Source organism: Psychrobacter sp. NG254, assembly GCF_015277735.1.
In the GTDB taxonomy this organism is placed as follows: domain Bacteria; phylum Pseudomonadota; class Gammaproteobacteria; order Pseudomonadales; family Moraxellaceae; genus Psychrobacter.
Genome location: NZ_JADHDA010000004.1, coordinates 334,787 through 354,674, shown reverse-complemented (window position 1 = coordinate 354,674; position 19,888 = coordinate 334,787). Strand labels below are relative to the sequence as shown.

At 44.0% G+C, this 19,888-nt stretch carries 15 protein-coding genes; 11 read left to right on the top strand and 4 right to left on the bottom strand.

What is annotated here, in order from left to right:
* Positions 1–74 precede the first annotated feature (74 nt).
* Positions 75–2,537, bottom strand: coding sequence for a heavy metal translocating P-type ATPase (locus tag IP510_RS08855; RefSeq protein ID WP_194364418.1), 2,463 nt, complete (start codon positions 2,535–2,537; stop codon positions 75–77).
* Between the two features lie 385 nt (positions 2,538–2,922).
* On the opposite strand from IP510_RS08855, the gene IP510_RS08850 reads away from it, so the two are divergent.
* On the top strand, positions 2,923–3,372 hold the full coding sequence (locus tag IP510_RS08850) for a hypothetical protein (RefSeq protein ID WP_194364417.1): 450 nt from the start codon (positions 2,923–2,925) through the stop codon (positions 3,370–3,372).
* A 207-nt stretch (positions 3,373–3,579) separates the two neighbouring features.
* Here IP510_RS08850 and IP510_RS08845 read toward each other — a convergent pair whose 3' ends face one another.
* Positions 3,580–4,083 (bottom strand): hypothetical protein, encoded by a 504-nt coding sequence (locus IP510_RS08845; protein WP_194364416.1) that lies wholly within the window; start codon positions 4,081–4,083, stop codon positions 3,580–3,582.
* A gap of 242 nt (positions 4,084–4,325) precedes the next feature.
* Positions 4,326–4,799: a winged helix-turn-helix transcriptional regulator gene (locus tag IP510_RS08840; protein WP_194364415.1), complete on the bottom strand. Its 474-nt coding sequence runs from the start codon at positions 4,797–4,799 to the stop codon at positions 4,326–4,328.
* Positions 4,800–4,901: 102 nt separating this feature from the next.
* Here IP510_RS08840 and IP510_RS08835 point away from each other — a divergent pair, with 102 nt between their 5' ends.
* The 4 genes from IP510_RS08835 (at position 4,902) to IP510_RS08820 (ending at position 8,994) form a co-directional block, all read left to right on the top strand.
* Positions 4,902–5,630, top strand: a complete 729-nt coding sequence (locus IP510_RS08835) for an SDR family oxidoreductase (RefSeq protein ID WP_194364414.1) — start codon at positions 4,902–4,904, stop codon at positions 5,628–5,630.
* 57 nt (positions 5,631–5,687) lie between these two features.
* Positions 5,688–6,281 carry a 2-hydroxychromene-2-carboxylate isomerase gene (locus tag IP510_RS08830; RefSeq protein WP_194364413.1) on the top strand — a complete coding sequence of 198 codons (594 nt, stop codon included), beginning with the start codon at positions 5,688–5,690 and terminating at the stop codon, positions 6,279–6,281.
* 233 nt (positions 6,282–6,514) lie between these two features.
* Positions 6,515–7,471, top strand: coding sequence for an alpha/beta fold hydrolase (locus IP510_RS08825; RefSeq protein ID WP_194364412.1), 957 nt, complete (start codon positions 6,515–6,517; stop codon positions 7,469–7,471).
* A gap of 809 nt (positions 7,472–8,280) precedes the next feature.
* Positions 8,281–8,994: a DUF6977 family protein gene (locus IP510_RS08820; protein ID WP_194364411.1), complete on the top strand. Its 714-nt coding sequence runs from the start codon at positions 8,281–8,283 to the stop codon at positions 8,992–8,994.
* Between the two features lie 184 nt (positions 8,995–9,178).
* Here IP510_RS08820 and IP510_RS08815 read toward each other — a convergent pair whose 3' ends face one another.
* Complete coding sequence (locus IP510_RS08815) at positions 9,179–10,486, bottom strand: siderophore-interacting protein (protein ID WP_194364410.1); 1,308 nt, start codon at positions 10,484–10,486, stop codon at positions 9,179–9,181.
* A 174-nt stretch (positions 10,487–10,660) separates the two neighbouring features.
* On the opposite strand from IP510_RS08815, the gene IP510_RS08810 reads away from it, so the two are divergent.
* The 6 genes from IP510_RS08810 to IP510_RS08785 all read left to right on the top strand — a co-directional run bounded on the left by IP510_RS08810 (position 10,661) and on the right by IP510_RS08785 (position 19,796).
* Positions 10,661–11,425: an ABC transporter ATP-binding protein gene (locus tag IP510_RS08810; protein WP_194364409.1), complete on the top strand. Its 765-nt coding sequence runs from the start codon at positions 10,661–10,663 to the stop codon at positions 11,423–11,425.
* Positions 11,426–11,476: 51 nt separating this feature from the next.
* Entirely contained in the window at positions 11,477–12,469 is a 993-nt protein-coding gene (locus IP510_RS08805; RefSeq protein ID WP_194364408.1) for an ABC transporter substrate-binding protein, read from the top strand.
* Positions 12,466–14,637 carry a Fe(3+)-hydroxamate ABC transporter permease FhuB gene (fhuB, locus tag IP510_RS08800; protein WP_194364407.1) on the top strand — a complete coding sequence of 724 codons (2,172 nt, stop codon included), beginning with the start codon at positions 12,466–12,468 and terminating at the stop codon, positions 14,635–14,637. Before IP510_RS08805 ends, fhuB begins: the two co-directional genes overlap by 4 nt.
* Before the next feature lie 357 nt (positions 14,638–14,994).
* Entirely contained in the window at positions 14,995–16,344 is a 1,350-nt protein-coding gene (locus IP510_RS08795; RefSeq protein WP_194364406.1) for a diaminobutyrate--2-oxoglutarate transaminase family protein, read from the top strand.
* A gap of 114 nt (positions 16,345–16,458) precedes the next feature.
* A complete protein-coding gene (locus tag IP510_RS08790; protein WP_194364405.1) occupies positions 16,459–17,970 on the top strand; it encodes a pyridoxal phosphate-dependent decarboxylase family protein in 1,512 nt (503 codons plus the stop codon).
* Positions 17,967–19,796 carry an IucA/IucC family protein gene (locus IP510_RS08785; protein ID WP_194364404.1) on the top strand — a complete coding sequence of 610 codons (1,830 nt, stop codon included), beginning with the start codon at positions 17,967–17,969 and terminating at the stop codon, positions 19,794–19,796. The genes IP510_RS08790 and IP510_RS08785 overlap by 4 nt, the downstream gene beginning before the upstream one ends.
* Positions 19,797–19,888: the final 92 nt, after the last annotated feature.

The window sequence follows — 19,888 nt, the reverse complement described above, 5'->3', positions numbered from 1 at the left end:
ATTAATGTTTAAACCCTATATGGATATCCTTTACGATTCTACATTCACTCTGTAGCGGTTTAGTAGTTCGCTGACTATACTTTAAAGTACTTAAGACGTAACGCATTACCCAATACGAACACAGAAGACAGTGCCATGGCCCCTGCCGCAAAAATAGGTGAGAGCAGGATACCAAAGGCGGGATACAAGACACCTGCGGCAATCGGGATTAAAGCAACATTATAAATAAATGCCCAAGCCAGATTTTGTCTGATATTACTGATGGTGGCTTTACTCAAGGCAATTGCAGTAGGCACGCCTTGCAAGCTACCTGACATTAGCACCACTTCAGCCGCCTCAATCGCTACGTCTGTGCCTGTACCAATGGCCAATCCAACATCGGATTGAGCCAATGCAGGGGCATCATTGATACCGTCACCAACAAATGCCACTCGGCCATATTGTTCTTGCAACTGGCGTATTGCATCCACTTTGCCTTCGGGCAATACTTCTGCCACTACCTGATCAATATTTAATGTTGCGGCAATCGCTTGGGCGGTATGGCGATTATCACCTGTAATCATGGCCACTTTTAAGCCTAACTGATGTAGTGCGGCGATGGCGGCATGAGTCGTCTCTTTAATAGGATCGGCAACGGCGATGATAGCAGCCAACTGCTGGTCAATCGATACATAGAGCGGGGTTTTACCTTCTTGTCCCAAACGTAGCGCATCTTGTTCAAAAGGCGCAACATTAAGCCCCAATTGCTGCATGTAACGATCAGCCCCAATGTGGATCACTTGGCCTGCCACGTTTGCTTGAATACCCAAACCTGTTATCGCCTCAAAGTCAGTGATAGGTAGCAGTTGAATATTCTGTTCTTCTGCGGCTTGTACAATGGCCAAGGCAATGGGATGCTCAGATTTTGCTTCAACCGATGCCACCACACGTAAGACTTGTTCTTTCTCAAACCCTTGTTGGACTTGGAAATCCGTTAGGGTAGGTTTGCCTTCAGTCAATGTGCCTGTTTTATCAACGGCCACTACGCTCACATCCTGAAGCATTTGTAGCGCTTCACCTTTACGGAATAATACACCCAATTCTGCACCGCGACCCGTACCGACCATAATAGAGGTGGGAGTGGCCAATCCCATTGCACAAGGGCAGGCCACAATGAGTACGGCAACCGCATTGATTAAGCCAAAGGTCAAGGCAGGGTCAGGGCCAAAAATCAACCAAACTATAAAGGTCAATGCTGATAAAAACATCACCGCTGGTACAAACCACATGGTGACTTTATCCACCAATGCTTGAATCGGTAATTTAGAGCCTTGGGCTTGTTCTACCATACGAATGATTTGTGCCAATACGGAATCTTCACCAATGGCCGTTGCTCGAATATTCACAGTGCCGTTTTGATTGATAGTACCACCGACCACTTGATCGCCTGCTTGTTTTTTCACAGGGACAGGTTCACCCGTAATCATAGATTCATCAATATAACTGTGACCGTCAACCACCTCGCCATCAATAGGCACACGCTCGCCTGGACGAATCTCAACTATCATCTGTGCGGTGACGTCCTCTACAGGGACTTCAATGACTTTGCCATCTTGCTGTACACGGGCAGTCTTTGCCTGCATGCCCACTAAATGCTGAATGGCCCCAGAAGTACGACCTTTAGCCTTTGCTTCAAAATAACGTCCTAATAATATCAAGCTTACAATCATGGCAGCGGCTTCATAATAGACGTGCACCGTGCCTTCAGGTAACGCTTGCGGGATAAAGGTCGCTATGAGGGAAAAGCCGTACGCTGCGATAGTACCAATCGCCACTAGCGAGTTCATATCTGGCGCAAAACGCAATAAGGCTGGCACGCCTTTTTGATAAAAGCGTCGCCCTGGAAAGAGTAATACCAATGTGGTCAAAACAAACTGTATCAGCCAACTTTGCTGAGTACCGAGGTTATTCACCACCCACATATGAAAGGCGGGAATCATATGCGAGCCCATTGCTAGAATGAATACGGGCAGTGATAATAGCGCAGAAAGTCCCAAATCTCGTTTAAGCTGATTTTGCTCCGAAGCTTTCTTATCTTGTCGATCACTTTGGGCTTGTTCTACCAGTTTGGCCTCGTAGCCCGCTTTTTTAACGGCCTCAATCAATTCACTCGTTTGTATTTGCGCATCACCTTTAATCCAAGCGCGTTCAGTCGCAAGGTTTACTGTGGCTTGTTGCACGCCAGCGACTTTGGCCAAAGATTTTTCTACCCGCCCAACACACGAGGCACAGCTCATGCCTTCTATGGATAGCTCGATAGGCTTGGTTTCAGTCACTTTATAACCTGCGCGCTCTACCGCTTTGTTCAACTGGGCAACATCTACAGGCTGAGATGAGTAAACAGTCGCCTGTTCAGTAGCAAGGTTTACCTCGGCATTTTCAACGTGTTCAATGTTTTTTAATTGTTTTTCGATACGCCCAACACAAGACGCGCAACTCATGCCTTCAATGCTCAGCACTTCATGATAAGTAGGGGCTTTAGTATTTTTTGTTTTCATAACAACCTCTGTCGTTTTTAACTATATTTTTAATCTTATTTTCAAATCTATAGCTACAGCATATAGGTTGACATCATGGTAAGGTCAAGCGTATTTCTATAATATTTTCAAGAAATTACTCCTAAGCCTTGCTGTGATGACGAAGTAAGGGGGCGGAAGGTTAAAATGAGAGAAGTTGTAGATAACAAAGGAGGGTATTGCCGATAACTTATCTCATGGAAACAAGGGCGGTTCCCTAGTGAAGATTTGAATACTTGGCTGTGTACATGTAGTGAGCTTTTCGATGTTGAATCGCATTACTGCTACTTGTATTAAATAATTTAGCAGGTAGCCTGATGGGTACTACACTAGTAGTCACCGTAATTAATTTTCAAGAGCAATAAAAATGAGTAGCTTAGTCAATTATGATAAAAACATATCCATTCAGCTTGCACCAGTTTCTTATAATGAGTTTGGCGTAATGTGCAGCTTGGAAGTAAAAACAGAGCTGATATGCTTGGATTTTAAAAATGTTAATGAAGTAAATAGATATATGTCATATGAGAATATAACTTATCTGAAAAAACAACTTACAAAGCTGGATAATTTAGATCAGTTTGAAGATGAGGATGAACTAGTCTTTTCTATCTATCCTATTGATATGTTCTTCACTATGGATATCTTTAAATCAAATGACTACTTGTTGTTTATCAAGCTAAGAGTGCCTGTTGGAGTTTATACAAACGGTAAAATTACAGGATATGACTTTGGTTTGGATTTTTCCGTTAGGGCAAGTGCTTTTAAATTATTTTTAGAGGATTTTCTCAATGAATGCCAAGAAATTTCGATTTCTTAATAATCTATCTGTAAGTGAGGTGTCCTTATGGCGAAACAATCAGGTACTTCCACTGGTTCGGTACCCTAGTGAGGACTCGAAACTTGGGCTGTAGGCTAATGGTATCAAGGTTTTGAATTATTGTGATAACTGTAGTGTACTTCATGGTGTACTGTTTGAGCTACTCAAGATTATTTAAGTATGATGGTATCTATACTCAAATATTTATCACTTGAAGTTATAATTATAGACACGTACTACCCCAATAGTAGCATCAGGATTATCTATCACCTCTTCGCCACCGGCGAAAAAGAATATTCCATCAATGAACTGTCCTTTATCATCTGCTAAATAGTGTGCATCTTCTGTATCATCCAAAACTAACGCATGGTCTATATCTCCGATACGACTGCCAATTTTGATACCACCATCAAAGATTTCGCCTTGATAACCTTCACCAACTTCAATGAAGATAAGCGTACCTTGTTCAGAAAAACTAAGCTCTAGTGTAGGATTTTTAAAGAATATTGCGTATCCGTTACCGTATGACGAACCCCATTTATATAGTAAGACTCCTTCATTATTGTTTACCAAATCAACATTCCAAGGAATTTTATTGCCATCTACACTCTCATCGACATAATGCAAAAAACTTTGCAATTTTTCACCTAGTGCGAACCCTGCTAAGGATTTGCCAATCTCTGCTTTAGCATGTAAATCCAAATGAGCCATTTATTTAGTTAACCTTATATTGATTAATAAGCTTTACAAGCCCAAAAATAGTATTAAATCGTGATCGGTGCGCTATACAGGCATCGAACTGCTAGTGTTAGATAAGGATTTAATGATTATGGAATTGTCAGAATAGCTCATTACTTTCCATGATCTCAATTCTGTAATGGTTCATAGGTAAGTGCTAGTTCAAAGTGTGTGGCAATTCCCTTGGCTTGCATTTTTTTAGCAGAACCCTCTCTTCATATACCAAACTCATCCTTACCTATCCATTTAGGCCCTATCTCAACCTCAATATCACGTGCAGTAATAGACTCAGAGCACTCAGAGCATACTGTCACAGGATGCATAATCTGACCGCATGTCTTGTGTCTATGTAGCAGCGGTGCCCCACGTTCATCAGCCATGTATTTATCACCCCAACTGACCAATGCCAGTACGATAGAGTGCAAATCTAACCCGCGCTCTGTCAGCCTATATTCCTCACGTAGTGGTTTTTGCTGATAGGCGACTTTTTTTAGGATATCGTATTCAACCAATTTTCGAAGACGATCAGACAGGACATGGCGTGTAATACCTAAGCGTTGCTCAAATATATCAAATCGTCTAACACCTAAAAAACAGTCACGTAAAATCATGAGCGTCCAGCGATCACCAATGACTGCCAAAGTGCGAGCCACCGAGCAAGACTGTTGATCCAGTTCATCCCAACGCATATGTTATCTCCTTCATCTTTGAGTCATAGGTTAGCTTGACAGGGTCTAAAAATAAAGCTATATTTTTGTTAGTTCTAAAAAGGAACCTACAAGGAAATAGACATGGATAGAGCACCCGTAGCAGTTGTAATCGGCGCAGGCGATGCCACTGGCAGCGCTGTTGCCAAGCGTTTTGCGAGAGAAGGTTTTACCTTATGCGTGATCAGAAGGAATGTTGAGAAGCTGAGCGCATTAGTCAGTGATATCGAAGCAGCTGGAGGAGTAATTAAGCCATTTGGTTGCGATGCGCGCGTAGAGCAGGAGATGGTTGAGCTGTTTGCTCATATTGAAAAAGATATTGGGCCGATTGAAGTGGTGGTATTTAACATCGGTGCAAACGTTCATTTCTCTATTGTAGATACTACTGAAAGGGTCTATCGAAAAGTGTGGGAAATGGGTGCCTTGGCTGGATTTTTGACAGGGAGAGAAGCGGCCAAAGTCATGATTCCACGCAAGAAAGGAACCATTATTTTTACTGGCGCGACGGCTTCTTTGCGGGGCAGCAAAGGTTTTTCGGCTTTTGCTAGCGCTAAGTTTGCTCTGCGGGCACTGGCACAAAGCATGGCTCGAGAGTTAGGACCAAAAGGCATACATGTGGCTCATCCTATTATTGATGGTGCCATTGATACCGCCTTTATTCGTGACAACTTTCCTAAGCGTTATGCGCTTAAAGATCAAGACGGTATCTTGAATCCAGAGCATATCGCTGAGCAATATTGGCAATTGCATTGTCAGCCAAGAGATAGCTGGACGCACGAGCTGGATCTACGCCCGTGGATGGAAACTTTTTGATTCTATCTAATTAACAATATCCGAAATTTTCTAATATACGTTGCAAGGAATGCAAAGATGAGTAAACAAGTAGAGTTTTTCTTTGATGTGGGCAGCCCAGCCAGTTATTTGGCATGGACACAATTAGCGAGTATCGCACAGCGTCATAACGCTGAGATCGTTTGGCGACCTATGTTACTTGGAGCGGTTTTCCAGGCTGTTGGCAACACCTCACCAGCTGCAGTACCTGCTAAAGGGGCTTATATGCTCAAAGACCTTAAGCGTTTTTCAACTATCTATGACGTGCCTTTTCGCTTCAATCCGTTTTTCCCATTGAATACCATGCAGCTCATGCGCGGTGTTACGGCTTATTTGGGTACGCCTGAATTTGAGAGTTATCTATCGGCTGTCTTTAACGCGCTATGGGCTGAAAAATTAAATATGGAGTCACCAGAAGTCGTCGCTGAAGTTCTGTCTAAAGCAGGCATTGACGCGACTGATTTTATGGCGCGTATTAGCAAACCTGAGGTCAAAGAACACTTGAAATCTAGCACCGAAGAAGCGGTAGCACGAGGTGTATTTGGTGCGCCGAGTTTCTTCGTAAATAGTGAGATGTTCTTTGGACAAGATCGTTTGAACTTTGTTGAGACTGCTTTAAAAGAGTGGTCTTAACTAGCAAGGGTATAGCATGAGTTGAAAGCGTTTAGACTGTGCTCTTTCCTAATGATGACAAAGACCATTGCCGTAACGTCTCTATCACAAAACTGCTGCCACGCATTAGCAATGATTTATCACTCTTCAGCTACCTTTTTTCGGATTTAAATATTACTGACTCATCGCAAATAGTAGTCAATCTTTGCTAATGAAGTGGATCAATAAAAACAAAGGAATATTAAGGTATATTTATGGACGACACTCTCTCATCATCTTTTGAAAACCTAAAGCCACAAGGCGATATTATAGCAGCGACTACTGGCGCTGATATCAAGACTGAGATAGAAGTTTATTCACTGAGCATTCTGACCGATCGGAATCAAGCGCTGGCAGCAACCGTGTATCGTCCTAAAAGTGCGGTGAAAAAAGCGATTATGATGGCACCTGCAACAGGTATTAAACGTCAGTTTTATCATAACTTTGCCACTTACTTAGCAGAAAATGGCTTTGGTGTCCTAACCTATGACAATGAAGGTATTGGCGACTCGCTTACTACCGATCTGGCAAAATCTGACGCATCATTGATAAGCTGGGGACGATATGATATGCCAGCCGTGCTTGATACCTTGCAAGATGAATTTTCTGATGCTTCTTATCATTTGATTGGTCATAGCGCGGGCGGTCAACTGATTGGCTTGATGCCAAATTATGAGTCTATCGCCTCAGTATTTAATGTCGCTTGTTCATCAGGTCGCATTAAAAATATGAGGATGTCCCATAAACTTAAAGCTAAGTTTTTTATGGACATATTTATTCCCTTAAACAACCTCATGTTAGGTTATACCGCTTCAGATAAAGTGGGCATGGGTGAGCCTTTACCTAAGCATGTCGCTCGTCAATGGCGCGAGTGGTGCAATGGCGCAGGTTATATCAAAACGGCGTTTGGTAAAAGTATACACACGCATTTTTATGACGACATTGCCATGAAAGCACTATGGTTAGGCTTTAGCGATGACGACATTGCCAACAGCAAAAACATGGATGACATGATACGAGTGTTCAGTCAGATGCCAGTAGAAAAACGCTTTTTTGATCCTAAAGAATTTGGTCTCGATAACATAGGCCATATGCTTTATTTCAGCCGTAGAACGAATAAAAAAGCACCCGAGCTATGGCAGATGGCTGTTGACTGGCTTAAGGCCTCTTAAGTATTATCTTCCTTTGCTAAGTGTGGTGGCAACTTCAAATAACTTACCATTTGAGATAGCTGCCCTATTCTTTAATCGCTGTGCAATAGTTTTGGCACTATTTTAAATATAAATGACATGATTAAAAATCATTGAGCCGAGATCATTTAGACATGTTCTTAGACTGTACTGAACATATTTTTTGGCTATACCCCAAGGGAACCAGCTATTTCACCCTTCAAACCTATTAACAGACTACTTAAAACAGACTGGTATAATGGAACCACTAATAATAGACCGCGAGCCTTGATACTCTAGATCATCCTTAACTAGACGTTTCTCAAATTGTGAAGCGTCCTTAGAAAATTGTTTATCAATGCATATTATGCGGAGATTATCATGGTTATTCTACGCATTCTACGTGTGTAGGCGCATGTTCATGGAAATAATAGCGTATCTACGTTTCGGTGCGGTAATAAAGAACAGCCATTAATTTGACTGCGATCAGAATGAAGTAAGACGAATACAGGTCAAATACACTGCTTATGTTTACACCATACAAGGCATTGATGCAAAAAACTCAGTAAGGTTATCAATAACCTTGAAATAGGGTAGGATAAATGACTAAGAATAAGATAAACTGCCTCCGCGAGCGTTGACTCGGTTCAGCGCATTTCAGATTGAGCAGCGATATTTTATTACTAGAAAGTAAAACCCCAATAATAAAGAACGCTGATAGCAGTGACAGAATCAACTGTCATAAGCATTTTTGCTAGATTAATGATGAAAGAACACTTTATACAAGACCATTGATATTAAGGCACATTACTATGGAAGAAGTACCAAATACTATAGAACAAAGACCCGTATTCATGCCGAAAGTCAACAGTGACAATTTGGTAAAAACGGATATGGTTATGTTTGAGCGGCATGTGGGGTTTGCGAGCAGACAAAAGAAAAAGTCCATCAATGACCTACAACAAGTCATTCGCAAAAAGTATGGATTTAAGCAAGTACTCGAGCTCTCTAGCAAGTCTGGCAATAAGCTAAGTTTTCCGCTAAGCCCGTTCAGCTTACAGATTACGGATGAGCATGATGGCAATCCATACAGTGTCGAAAATGCCTTTCAAGCCAGCATGATCTTTGAAGATGGTGGTCCTTACCTTGATTTGTTGACAGTAGCGCCAAGACAAGCCCGCAAAGATGAGCGACTCACGACCTCAGGCGAGCTCATTGGTTATAATTATTTTGGTATGGAGTGGGGCGTAGAGCCATTGACCACGTTTTATGACTGGCTGTACGTGAATGCTCTAAAGCAAAACCCTCAGCTACATGAGGAAGTGATTCAATATCAAGGGTTCACTGATATCACCTTCAATCCTAAAAAGTCCATCCATAGTGCGGCGTATGCGTTAGCGTTATTTGTGGCGCTGCATAAACGAGAGTTGCTCGAAAATATTGAAGATCCGATGACGTTTTATGACTTATGCAACGGTTTCAAAATCAGTAATACTGAGCATCTATTGGAAGATGGTTGGGTTTAATGCTCAGCCCACCGCTCAATTTAGCATGAGATCTTTTATTCACACGCTAAAAATTATAGGCTCAAATTTGTGCGTTAATGCCACGGACAGTTGACCGATAAGTACGCTATCGCTCAACTGCTGGGTATCTTTATTGCTGATCAAGATACCCATCTCAAACGCTGTAGAAAACCAATCGGCAAATCTAGGCCGTATGCCGCCAGTATGCCTTAATGATGACATCCGCTCGGCTCAAATCAAACCGCGCTCTTAGCTTATCTCGAACGGCCTTGACAGTACTAGCCTCTAGTGCACCCCACACCTTATCAATCTGTATAGCATGCCGGCTCACATAATCACTCAGTTTGTCATCAATCACTGTGGCCAAATCTTGCCCTAAGGTTATTTGGTTTGCAGTTATGTGTAGTACGGTCACGGCATCAGGAACGCAGTTTTTCATACCTTGAATCCTATCAGCACCTTCAAGACAGTCGTTACTACTAACGCGACTGCGCATTTTAACGTCATCAAAATAGCTCTGATCGGCTATGTCCTGCGTGACACAAATGATTAGTGGTGGCTTAGGGTTATTCCATAGCTCCAGCAGTCGTGCAGCTGTCGGCATTGATGTCTCATCGACAATCAGTACCGCTTGACCATCTCTTAAGTGCTCAACCTTTTCAGGAAACTCCCGTTTGGTCACTATGGTATCGCCTGCTTGTAGCGACTGAGCCCAGTTGCCACCCGGCGTATCTCCATGTAAAAAAACATCTACCCATGCTCGTATACCATCATCGGTATGCCATGCTTTTCTTAGCGTGTAATAACAGTGAGGACGAGTAGGGCGTACGTTATCTTTTTCACTGTCATTAACTGCATCGTCATCCGCTTTATTGTCATCAATGCTATCAGTCATCAATACCTTCGTTGTCGCATTGTGCTCTAAATCAAACAAGTACGCGTAACCCGCTTCGTTGATAGGTACTGACATTGCGCTTAGTGCGCCGTTAGTATTTCTTAATTGAACGTCATTTAATGACGGCATACTCAACTCAAGGCGCAGCATATTTTTGCTGATGTTATAACTGTTTTGCACATCAAATACTTGCTTGGTCAGTTTGATGGTTTTTTTGCCCAGCTTTTTGTCTGCTCTTTGTTTGAGCAAAATATATTGGGTTTGTAAGTCATCAGGATGGGTAATGGGTGCGACAAAAGTAATAAAGAAAGCTTGGTCACACAGGTTGTTATCTTGAGAGGCTAGCGGTCGCTCTAGGTGTTTTGGGTATGTTTGTAATGCGATACCTTCAGCGTAGATCGCTGTAATTTTTGCATCTACGTGATTTAATTCGGCTGTAGATATAGAGGTAAATGCACTCAAAAATCCAAGCAGCTCATCAAGATGCTCTTCATTGATATGAGCGATGATGTCGTCTATTTCAGGGGTATCCAATAGAGTATATGAATTGTTTTGCTTATAAAGGAGGTTTTCAGTAGGTAAGAGGATATTGGCCATTTTAATACTCATAAAGAACAGTAAGTTGAGAAGTGGAGCCTTCTATTGTAGTTAATGATAATTGTTTTTATTATCGTTTACGAGTAAAATCAACTTTTATTGTCGTTTTGGCTTTAATAAAGCGATTGCCATCGACCCTACTTTCTTCAATTTTTATCAAAAATGAGTGCTTATATGCTACGTGCAAACCAGCTGACCATCAGCCGTCAAGGAAATACTCTATTAGACAATGTGAGCTGTGATATTGATACCAATCAATTAGTGGCTTTGGTTGGGCATAATGGATCTGGTAAGTCGACCTTGATTAAAGCATTGGCAGGCGAGATGGCAAGTAGTAGTGGCGATGTCACATTAGACAAGCGCAGTATTAATGATTACGGCAGCAAGGAATTGGCACGGCAGATGGCATATCTACCGCAGCAATTACCTGAAGCTGCTGGATTCACGGTGCGTGAGCTGGTCATGTTAGGACGCTACCCACATCAGAAATGGCTACAAAAGCCAACTCAAATAGATAAAGAAAAAGTCGCGCAAGCATTAAAATTGACTCAAACTGAAGCGTTTGCTGATCGGATCACGGCCACACTATCAGGCGGTGAGCGCGCTCGTGCTTGGCTCGCGATGTGTCTGGCACAGGATACCCGTTACCTATTGCTCGATGAGCCACTTGCTGCCCTTGATATGCATTATCAAATCGAGGTCATTCAGCTTATTCGTCGTTTGGTGGATGAGCAAGGCTTGAGCGTGGTGATTATTATCCATGATATCAATTTGGCCGCGCAGTATGCCGATCGAATCATCGCCCTGAAAAATGGTCAAATATGTCACAACGGTGATATCGCCAGTACCATGCAACCTACCGTGCTACGCGATATCTTTAATGTCGATATGCAGCTGCTCAGTCACCCCATTACTGGACAGCCTGTCGCAGTCGCTTAACCTCTAGTTTCTGCTCCCTTTTTTTTAATTCGCCTACAAAGATATGCTTCTATGCCTCCCATTTTTTATACAGAACAATCATCGACGTCATTGACAACACTGAAATGGTTCGCGCTCTCATTGTGCTTGGTATTGACGGCCTGTAATAACCAGACGTCCACACAAAACAGTACCGATCAGCTCGATGAATTACCATCAAGCACTACCTCAGCAGCAGAAAACAGTGATAGAGATAGGATGAATATCGCCTCTCCTGACTGGGGCAATGCGGCGACTTTGACAGCGATGGGGCATGCACCAATTGCGACAGGTGATATAAGGGTTTGGGACAGATGGGTTGGTAGTCCCAAACTGCCATCATCAACCGTAGATTTGGGTATCCGCTATCAGCCCAACGCTGAGCTAATCGCCCAACTGCCTGTTGATATGGTTATAGACAATTACTTTTATGAGCATGCACGTAACTTATATGGTGATGTACCTGCAGAATCTGTGATGTCTGCGGCAAAAGGAGAGACAGCAACGTGGGCTGACTATACCGAACCAACGCGGAAGCTTGGCATGCTGATCGATAACCCAAAGATGGCTGAGGACTATATTGTACAAAGTCAAAAAGACATACAGCTGGCCAGTCAGCAATTGCAGCAGCGCTATCCAAGAGTCAAAAAGTTTGCGGTGGTGCAGTTTGCGGATGCTAATAACATGCGTATGTATGTGGCAAACAGCTTGTTTCAACCTACGTTAGAGCAGATGGGTAAAGAGCTTGTGGTATTGGGCAAAGGCAATAATTGGGGATTTGTGCCGATACGAATGGGAGATTTGGCGCAATTAGATGATGAGACTTGTTTATTAATTATCGATCCACTCAGTCCAATCACTAGAGCTGAAATTGATGACAGCCTTATTTGGCAGCGTTTAGGTTATGGCAATACCCGCTGTGTGGGTGAGTTACCACCAGTATGGATTTATGGCGGTATGTCGTCATTGGTAAGCCTAGCAAATAACTTGTCAGACGTTTCATTAAAAGGCGGGGATGTACTATGAGCGCCAATGCAAATACTCACAACAACCACAACAATAACACCGATAGTGCTCATACGATGACATCAGCTTCTGAAACCGTAACGACTCCAAAACCATTATCGTCGTCATCTTCATTGACGTCATCAAAACAGTCATCGCTGCCGTTGAATCTGCCACCCAATCAACCCAATTCCCAGACTTCTTTGTTTGCCAGTATGTCTTGGCGACTATGGACCATGCTCATCGGACTAGCGGCCTTGTCATTATGGAGCAGTTGGGTACTGCTAGATCAGCAGTGGACACGCCCAATTAGTGATTTGCTCATACCAAGCTCGCAGTTGGATATTGCCAGTATGGCGGTACAGCTACATATAGTGGCAACGAGCGTAGTGGCGTTGTTGGCTGGCGGGCTATTAGGCGTGGTCAGTATTCTACTGCAGCAATTGGTAAAAAATCCCTTAGCATCCGATACGACGCTAGGTGTGGGCGTGGGTGCACAGTTGGCTATACTTATCGTCACGTTATTTTTGCCAAGCTTGGCTATTTATGGCGGACTTTATGTGGCCTTTGTAGGGGCTATCATCAGTATGGGTCTGGTATTTGCCTTATCAGCACCCAGTAGATTTAATCCATTGATTTTGATATTGGCCGGTTTGGTGGTCAATATTTTGCTGGCCGCAGTGGCCAATGTACTGGTGCTATTTTTTGCTGAGCGTAGCAATGGCATGCTGTCATGGGCGGCTGGGTTTTTGGCACAAAACAGCTGGCATACCAGTATCGCGCTAGTCATCACTGCTATTTTGATGGCGGTTGTATGTCTGCCATTACTAAAGCCATTAACGCTGATGAGCTTAGATGACACGCAGGCAAAACGTCTGGGTGTGCCTATTAATGGCATTCGCGCACTTGTTGTATTGGTTGTCGCCGTTGTGACCGCCTTAGTGATTAGTGAAGTTGGTTTAATTGGTTTTATTGGTCTTGGTGCGGCAAGTTTGGTCAATGCGCTGGGCATCTCTGCGATTGGTAAGCGTTTGGCCACTGCCTTTGGGTTGGGAGCGCTGCTGTTGTTATTAACCAGTAATGTCGCGTTACTGCTTGAGCCGATACTTGATATGCAGATTCCAGCTGGTGCCATGACAGGTATCTTGGGTGCACCATTGATTATTTGGCTAATTTTGCGTCAGCGCCGCGCGCGGATAGAGACAGTGACGCCGATGCTTACAGGTAAACATACATCCATTGCATTTTGGCGATGGGGCGCTGGCGTGCTCGCTGTCATCATGCTGGCTTGTCTGTTTGTGCAAGATATCAATGGTTGGGTGCTCAGTACGGACTGGGCGCTCACGCAGCAGTACCGCTTGCCTCGTAGTTTGAGCGCTGCGGCCACAGGCTTGATGCTGGCAGTCGCCGGTGTACTACTACAAACATTAACGCGTAATCCTATGGCCAGTCCTGAGGTGTTGGGGGTCAGTTCAGGCGCAGCACTCGGGGTGATTTTAGGGTTTTTATTATTACCAAGTTTAGGGCTATCTGCTGGAGCAGGAACGTTGCTGATTTCAGGACTCTCAGGTGCGATGGCTGTTCTGCTATTGATTATTTGGCTAGCACGTAGGGTCAGCTCAGGTTATTTATTGTTAGTAGGTATAGGTATTGCCGCCATGATGGACGGGGTGATGCATATGGTCAAGCTCTCAGGAGACCCGCGTTTAGAAGCTATGCTCAGCTGGCTGTCAGGGACAACTTATAGCGCCCAGCCCAGTACGGTATGGTATCTCATTGGTATTGCCGCTATCTTATTTATACTCAGTCTACTGCTGATAAAACCCTTGCGCGTCCTTGGCTTAGGTACAGGTGTGGCGCGTAACCTAGGTGTGGCAGTTACGCCCGTTACCTTGTCACTACTGGCACTAGTAGCAGCGCTTAGTACAGCCAGCACGCTTGCCGTTGGTCCATTGAGCTTTGTTGGTTTAATGGTGCCACATTTGGCTACTTCGCTAGGTGCTGTAAAGCTTGAACGCCAATTGCCATTAGCTGCCCTCTTAGGGGCAGGGGTGATGGTGATAGCAGATTGGATTGGCCGTTATGTTATTTTCCCTTATGAGCTGCCTGCGGGCACGATTGCAGCGATTATCGGTGGTGGCTACTTCTTATGGCTCATTCGTAAGGTACCAGCCACAGTGAGTAGATAGCTGCTGTCTTTATATAGCTATTAATCAACGATATAAGTCAGCACAGATAATCCAAAACTATCTGTGCTGGGTAGCTGTGCGTCACTGACTGGTTAGTGGTCTGTGATGGTTTCCTTCATCTTTAATTCATCATGCTGAACTTCACGCTAACAGCTCTCTTTATCGTGTTCATCTACCGAAAAATTCGCATACTGGGTTGACAGTCAATCATTGCTAGTAGATACTACGCTCCATAAAAGATAATGATTATCATTTACATTATCATTCAATATAAATGAGTGGTGCTTTATGAAGTGAGTACCAACTATTACTTTTTAATGTTTATCCAAGACGACTGACAATAACAAGGCTGAAGCTATGGACACGATCCTTTTAGACGAACCACTTGATAACGAATGCTACTTACACCGTCAAGAACAATTTGAATCGAAGGTTCGTAGTTATCCACGTAAGCTACCTTTTGCGATTCAATCAGCCAAAGGGGCGTGGATTACTGATGTTGAAGGTAATGAGTATATCGACTGCCTATCAGGTGCTGGCACGCTGGCACTTGGACACAACCATCCCGTAGTCACAGAAAGCATCAAAGCGCTATTGGACAGCAACCTACCGATGCATACATTGGACATTACCACACCGTTAAAAGACAAATTTAGCGAGTTCATGTATAAATTGCTTGCTACCAATAGCGATGAGTATTGCTTGCAGTTTTGTGGCCCGACGGGTGCTGATGCGGTAGAAGCGGCTATTAAATTGGCCAAACAAGTCACGGGGCGTTCAGGCGTGGTTAGCTTCAGTGGTGGCTATCATGGCATGACGCATGGCGCTTTGGCTGTGACAGGGAACTTGGCACCTAAACAAGGTATCGAAGGCCTGATGAACTCGGTGCAATTCTTACCTTATCCCAATATGTATCGCTGCGCATTTGGCTTACCTTTTGAGCAAAGCATCCATGCCCATATGCGCTACTTTGAAAACTTCCTAAAAGATGTAGAGAGCGGTGTGGTAAAACCAGCCGCAGTCATTTTAGAAGTCATACAAGGGGAAGGCGGTGTCAACCCTGCGCCCATAGAATGGCTGAAGCATGTGCGCCGAGTGACAAAAGAGCTGGGCATTATGCTGATTATCGATGAAGTGCAAACAGGATTTTGCCGTACAGGACGTTGGTTCGCTTATCAATATGCGGATATCGATCCCGATATGATTGTGATGTCAAAGGCAATCGGTGGTGGACTACCACTTGCGGTATTGGGTATCAAAAAACAATATGATGTATGGCAGGCAGGCAATCATTCTGGCACGTTTAGAGGCAATCAATTGGCGATGGCGACTGGCCTTGCCACCCTTAATTACTTAAAAGACAATAACGTTGCTGACTATGTTTTAGAAATAGGCGCGTGGTTTATGGCGCAGCTAAAAATACGCCAACAGCGCTATCCAAAAATGGGTCAAGTCAGAGGGCGTGGTCTCATGATTGGCATAGAGATTATCAATCCCAGCCTACCTAAGCAAAATGATGGTAGCTATCCAGCAGACAGCGATGTGGCTGCCAAAATCCAACAAGCGTGTTTTAAGCATGGATTGGTGATTGAAAAGGGCGGTCGCGGTGGCACAGTACTGCGATTATTACCGCCACTCAATATAACCAAAGATGAGCTACAGCAAGTCCTCCAAAGACTTGATATGGCGCTAGAAGACAATCAATAGTCTTGCCAGCGCTTTAGCATGATTCACACATTTATAAAAACTCTGATAACTACTCTAATAATAAGTCACTTATTTGCGATTTATACCATCGTAGAATAAACAAGTGAGGACATTTTGCATTTATTAAATCAGCAAACCAGTGAGCAATATGTCACGCATATGCAAAAAACCAGCGCTGTCATCAAACAGTGGCTAGACGACAATAACGTGTACTTGGGCGGCACGCCGCAACAAGTGCAAGCGACCAATACCTTTAGCATTTGTGAGCAAGGCCGAGACATCGACACGATACTCGCTGATATTCAAAACAAGTTTTTACCCAGTTGTGTGTCGACGGCCAATGCGAATTGCTTAGCCCACTTACATCCGCCCACACTGGTTATTGGTCAGATTGCTGAGATGATTATCGCGGCTACTAACCAAAGTATGGACTCGTGGAATCAAAGCCCAGCAGCGACCTATATCGAAAAAGACTTAATCCATTGGCTGTGTCAACGTTGTCAGTTTGATGACATCTCTGATGCCCTCTTTGATGAACAAACAGGCAGTAACGCTGGTGGCGTCTTTACCAGTGGTGGTACGCAAAGTAATCTGATGGGTCTACTGCTGGCACGCAATCAATTCTATAAGGCTAAGGGCGTTGATGTGCAAAAGGACGGCCTGGTGGGTCAGTCTAGCGGCAGTATTCTATGCTCAGACCAGGCGCACTTTTCTATCGAAAAAAATGCGGCGCTATTGGGTTTAGGTCAACGTTCCGTCATTAAAGTAGCGACTGATGCATCAGGTGCCATGCTGATGTCTGACTTACAACATCAGATAGATAAGCTAGGTGCTGACAATGTGATGGCTATCATCGCAACCGCTGGCACAACGGATTTGGGTGCTATTGACCCTCTCATGGCTATTGGCAAAATTTGCCGTGATGCACAGATATGGCTACATGTCGATGCAGCATGGGGCGGGGCATTGCTATTATCACAGCGCTATCGACACTTGATTGAGGGGCTGAATCAGGCTGACTCTATTACCTTGGACTTTCACAAGCATTTCTTCTTGCCGATCAGCTGCGGCGCTTTTCTCTTACAAGACAATCGAAATTTTGAGAGCATTCGCCATCATAGCGAGTATCTAAACTCTGCTGATGACGAACAAGACAATATCCCAAACTTGGTGACGTACTCTTTACAGACCACACGCCGATTCGATGCCTTAAAACTGTGGATGGCGCTGGACTTACTGGGAACGGATGACTATGCAGCCTTGATTGATAGCTGTCTGGATACTGCTAAGCAGGCGGCACAGCTGATTGATGCAAATGAAAATTTTGTGCTGGTACATGAGCCCATTATCAGCAGTGTTTTGTTTTACTTTACACCCAAAGATACCGCGCTATCTGATGAGCAACTCGCACAGCTTAATCGCCACATCGCACAAGAATTATTGGTCAATAACATTGCCAATGTAGCCACCACACAGTTTGAGCAGCGCCTTTGCCTTAAATTCACCATTCTAAATCCCAATACCCAAATCAATGATATTGCAGACATCATTGAGCAGATGGCTATTGCTGGTTTTAACCGACTCAATTCTGACAACCTGAACGTTGATGGGGAAAAAATAACATGATGCAGCATAAAACGCTTGATCGTCTCACACTACAAAATCTAATCAATGCTTACTGTTTTGAGACTGGTCGCGGCGATATTATTGCCGTAGAGCAGCAGGATGATATACAGAAGCAGGCCTCACAAAACAAGCCTCTATTAGTGCTAATGCTATTGCCTTCGAACACGGTAATGGTCGTACCTGTCGATAGAGTGAGCCAATTGGGTCAGCATCGTTTGGCTGGCACGCCGCTTACATTGAATAAGCAGGTCAGCATACGATCAGACTCAACATTAGACACGCAACTGGACGACCCTTTGCAAAACAGCCTATGGATAAAATCCTCTGCTATGAGTTTAGCGTCTTTGATTATTGAAGACATCGTGCATCGTTATAAAGACAAAGCGACGCTAGATGCCAATGGCGTATTAAAGCGCTGGATTGAGAGTTATGAGGGGCTGCAGATTATTTTAGAGCATCGCAATGATGAGATTGATGACATCGTTGACTATCAGCAAGACTTTATTCAGACCGAACAAAACCTTATTTACGGTCATGCCATGCATCCTACACCCAAAGGCCGTGCCGGCTTTTATGGTGCCGAGTGGGCGAAGTATGCGCCCGAGACCAGTAGCAAAACCCAGCTGCATTACTGGCTAGTGCATCCTGGCTGCATTACAGAAGAATTCGTAGATGGCGAGAGCATTACCACAGCGCTCAAAGCAAAGGTACAAGCTGATATGAGTGGCTATCAGCAGCAACTTGTGGATGAGCATCCTGACTATAAGCTGTTGCCATTGCACCCTTGGCAAGCAAGGTTTTTGCAGCAGCAGCCGTGGCATCAAAAGCTGCTAGAACAAGGTCAATTGTTCGACTTGGGCGAGCTCGGTTGGTATTTGCATCCAACGACATCAGTACGCACACTAGCGGCCTTTGATGCGCCTTGGATGTTTAAACTGTCGTTGTCTGTGGCGATTACCAATTCGGTGCGGATTAACCTGCCCAAAGAATGCAAACGCGGTATGCATGCCTGCCGAATCTGGCGTAGCGACTATGGTACTCAGCTCAAGACCCAGTATCCTACGATTGCGGTATTGAATGATCCTGCTTGGATTGCCTTACGTGTCGATGGAAAAATCATTGATGAAACCATCTGTATCTTACGTGACAATCCTTTCACAGAGGATACTCAAGTCACCAATCTTGCCAGCTTAAGCCAAGACCATCCAACTCGTCTCACCAATCGCTTAGAGACATTATTTAAGTCTATCCATAGACAGACAGATGAGCCTTTAGAACAGGTGGCTGTCCAGTGGTTTGACACTTATTTGCAAGTTGGTTTTATACCGCTGGTTCATATGTACTATCAGCATGGTATTGGTTTTGAGGTACATCAGCAAAACAGTCTCATCGAGCTAACAGACGGCTATCCTACTAAGTTTTGGGCCAGAGACAATCAAGGGTTTGGCTATATTGCGGAGTACGCCACGCCGCTCATTGACGCTTATCCCGAGCTTATTAGCGAAGGAGAGTGCGTCATTCCAGAAGACTTTGCCGATTCACGCTTTGCCTATTATTTAGTTGGCAACAGTATATTTGGTCTTATTACTGCTATTGCTCGTACTCAGCTTGTAACTGAGGAAGCATTAATTACGACGTTTAAAGCATGTCTAATGGCGCTAGAGCAACAATACCCGCATCGTTCGTTATTTGACTTGTTATTGCGTAGCCCTACATTGCCGTTCAAGGGCAATCTACTCACCAGACTCTATGCACTCGATGAGCTGACCGCACCTGTTGAAACCCAGTCTATTTATGTCGATATCCCAAACCCTATGATGACATAGCAAGTCATATTGGAACGGCAAAGATAAGCACACAATAGAAATTAGGGTTCGATAGAAACGAACACCAGAATTAACGTAACCACCAAATCACT

Coding starts and splice junctions, on each gene's coding strand:
- IP510_RS08855 (WP_194364418.1), bottom strand. CDS start 2,537: ATGAAAACAAAAAATACTAAAGCCCCTACTTATCATGAAGTGCTGAGC.
- IP510_RS08850 (WP_194364417.1), top strand. CDS start 2,923: ATGAGTAGCTTAGTCAATTATGATAAAAACATATCCATTCAGCTTGCA.
- IP510_RS08845 (WP_194364416.1), bottom strand. CDS start 4,083: ATGGCTCATTTGGATTTACATGCTAAAGCAGAGATTGGCAAATCCTTA.
- IP510_RS08840 (WP_194364415.1), bottom strand. CDS start 4,799: ATGCGTTGGGATGAACTGGATCAACAGTCTTGCTCGGTGGCTCGCACT.
- IP510_RS08835 (WP_194364414.1), top strand. CDS start 4,902: ATGGATAGAGCACCCGTAGCAGTTGTAATCGGCGCAGGCGATGCCACT.
- IP510_RS08830 (WP_194364413.1), top strand. CDS start 5,688: ATGAGTAAACAAGTAGAGTTTTTCTTTGATGTGGGCAGCCCAGCCAGT.
- IP510_RS08825 (WP_194364412.1), top strand. CDS start 6,515: ATGGACGACACTCTCTCATCATCTTTTGAAAACCTAAAGCCACAAGGC.
- IP510_RS08820 (WP_194364411.1), top strand. CDS start 8,281: ATGGAAGAAGTACCAAATACTATAGAACAAAGACCCGTATTCATGCCG.
- IP510_RS08815 (WP_194364410.1), bottom strand. CDS start 10,486: ATGGCCAATATCCTCTTACCTACTGAAAACCTCCTTTATAAGCAAAAC.
- IP510_RS08810 (WP_194364409.1), top strand. CDS start 10,661: ATGCTACGTGCAAACCAGCTGACCATCAGCCGTCAAGGAAATACTCTA.
- IP510_RS08805 (WP_194364408.1), top strand. CDS start 11,477: ATGCCTCCCATTTTTTATACAGAACAATCATCGACGTCATTGACAACA.
- fhuB (WP_194364407.1), top strand. CDS start 12,466: ATGAGCGCCAATGCAAATACTCACAACAACCACAACAATAACACCGAT.
- IP510_RS08795 (WP_194364406.1), top strand. CDS start 14,995: ATGGACACGATCCTTTTAGACGAACCACTTGATAACGAATGCTACTTA.
- IP510_RS08785 (WP_194364404.1), top strand. CDS start 17,967: ATGATGCAGCATAAAACGCTTGATCGTCTCACACTACAAAATCTAATC.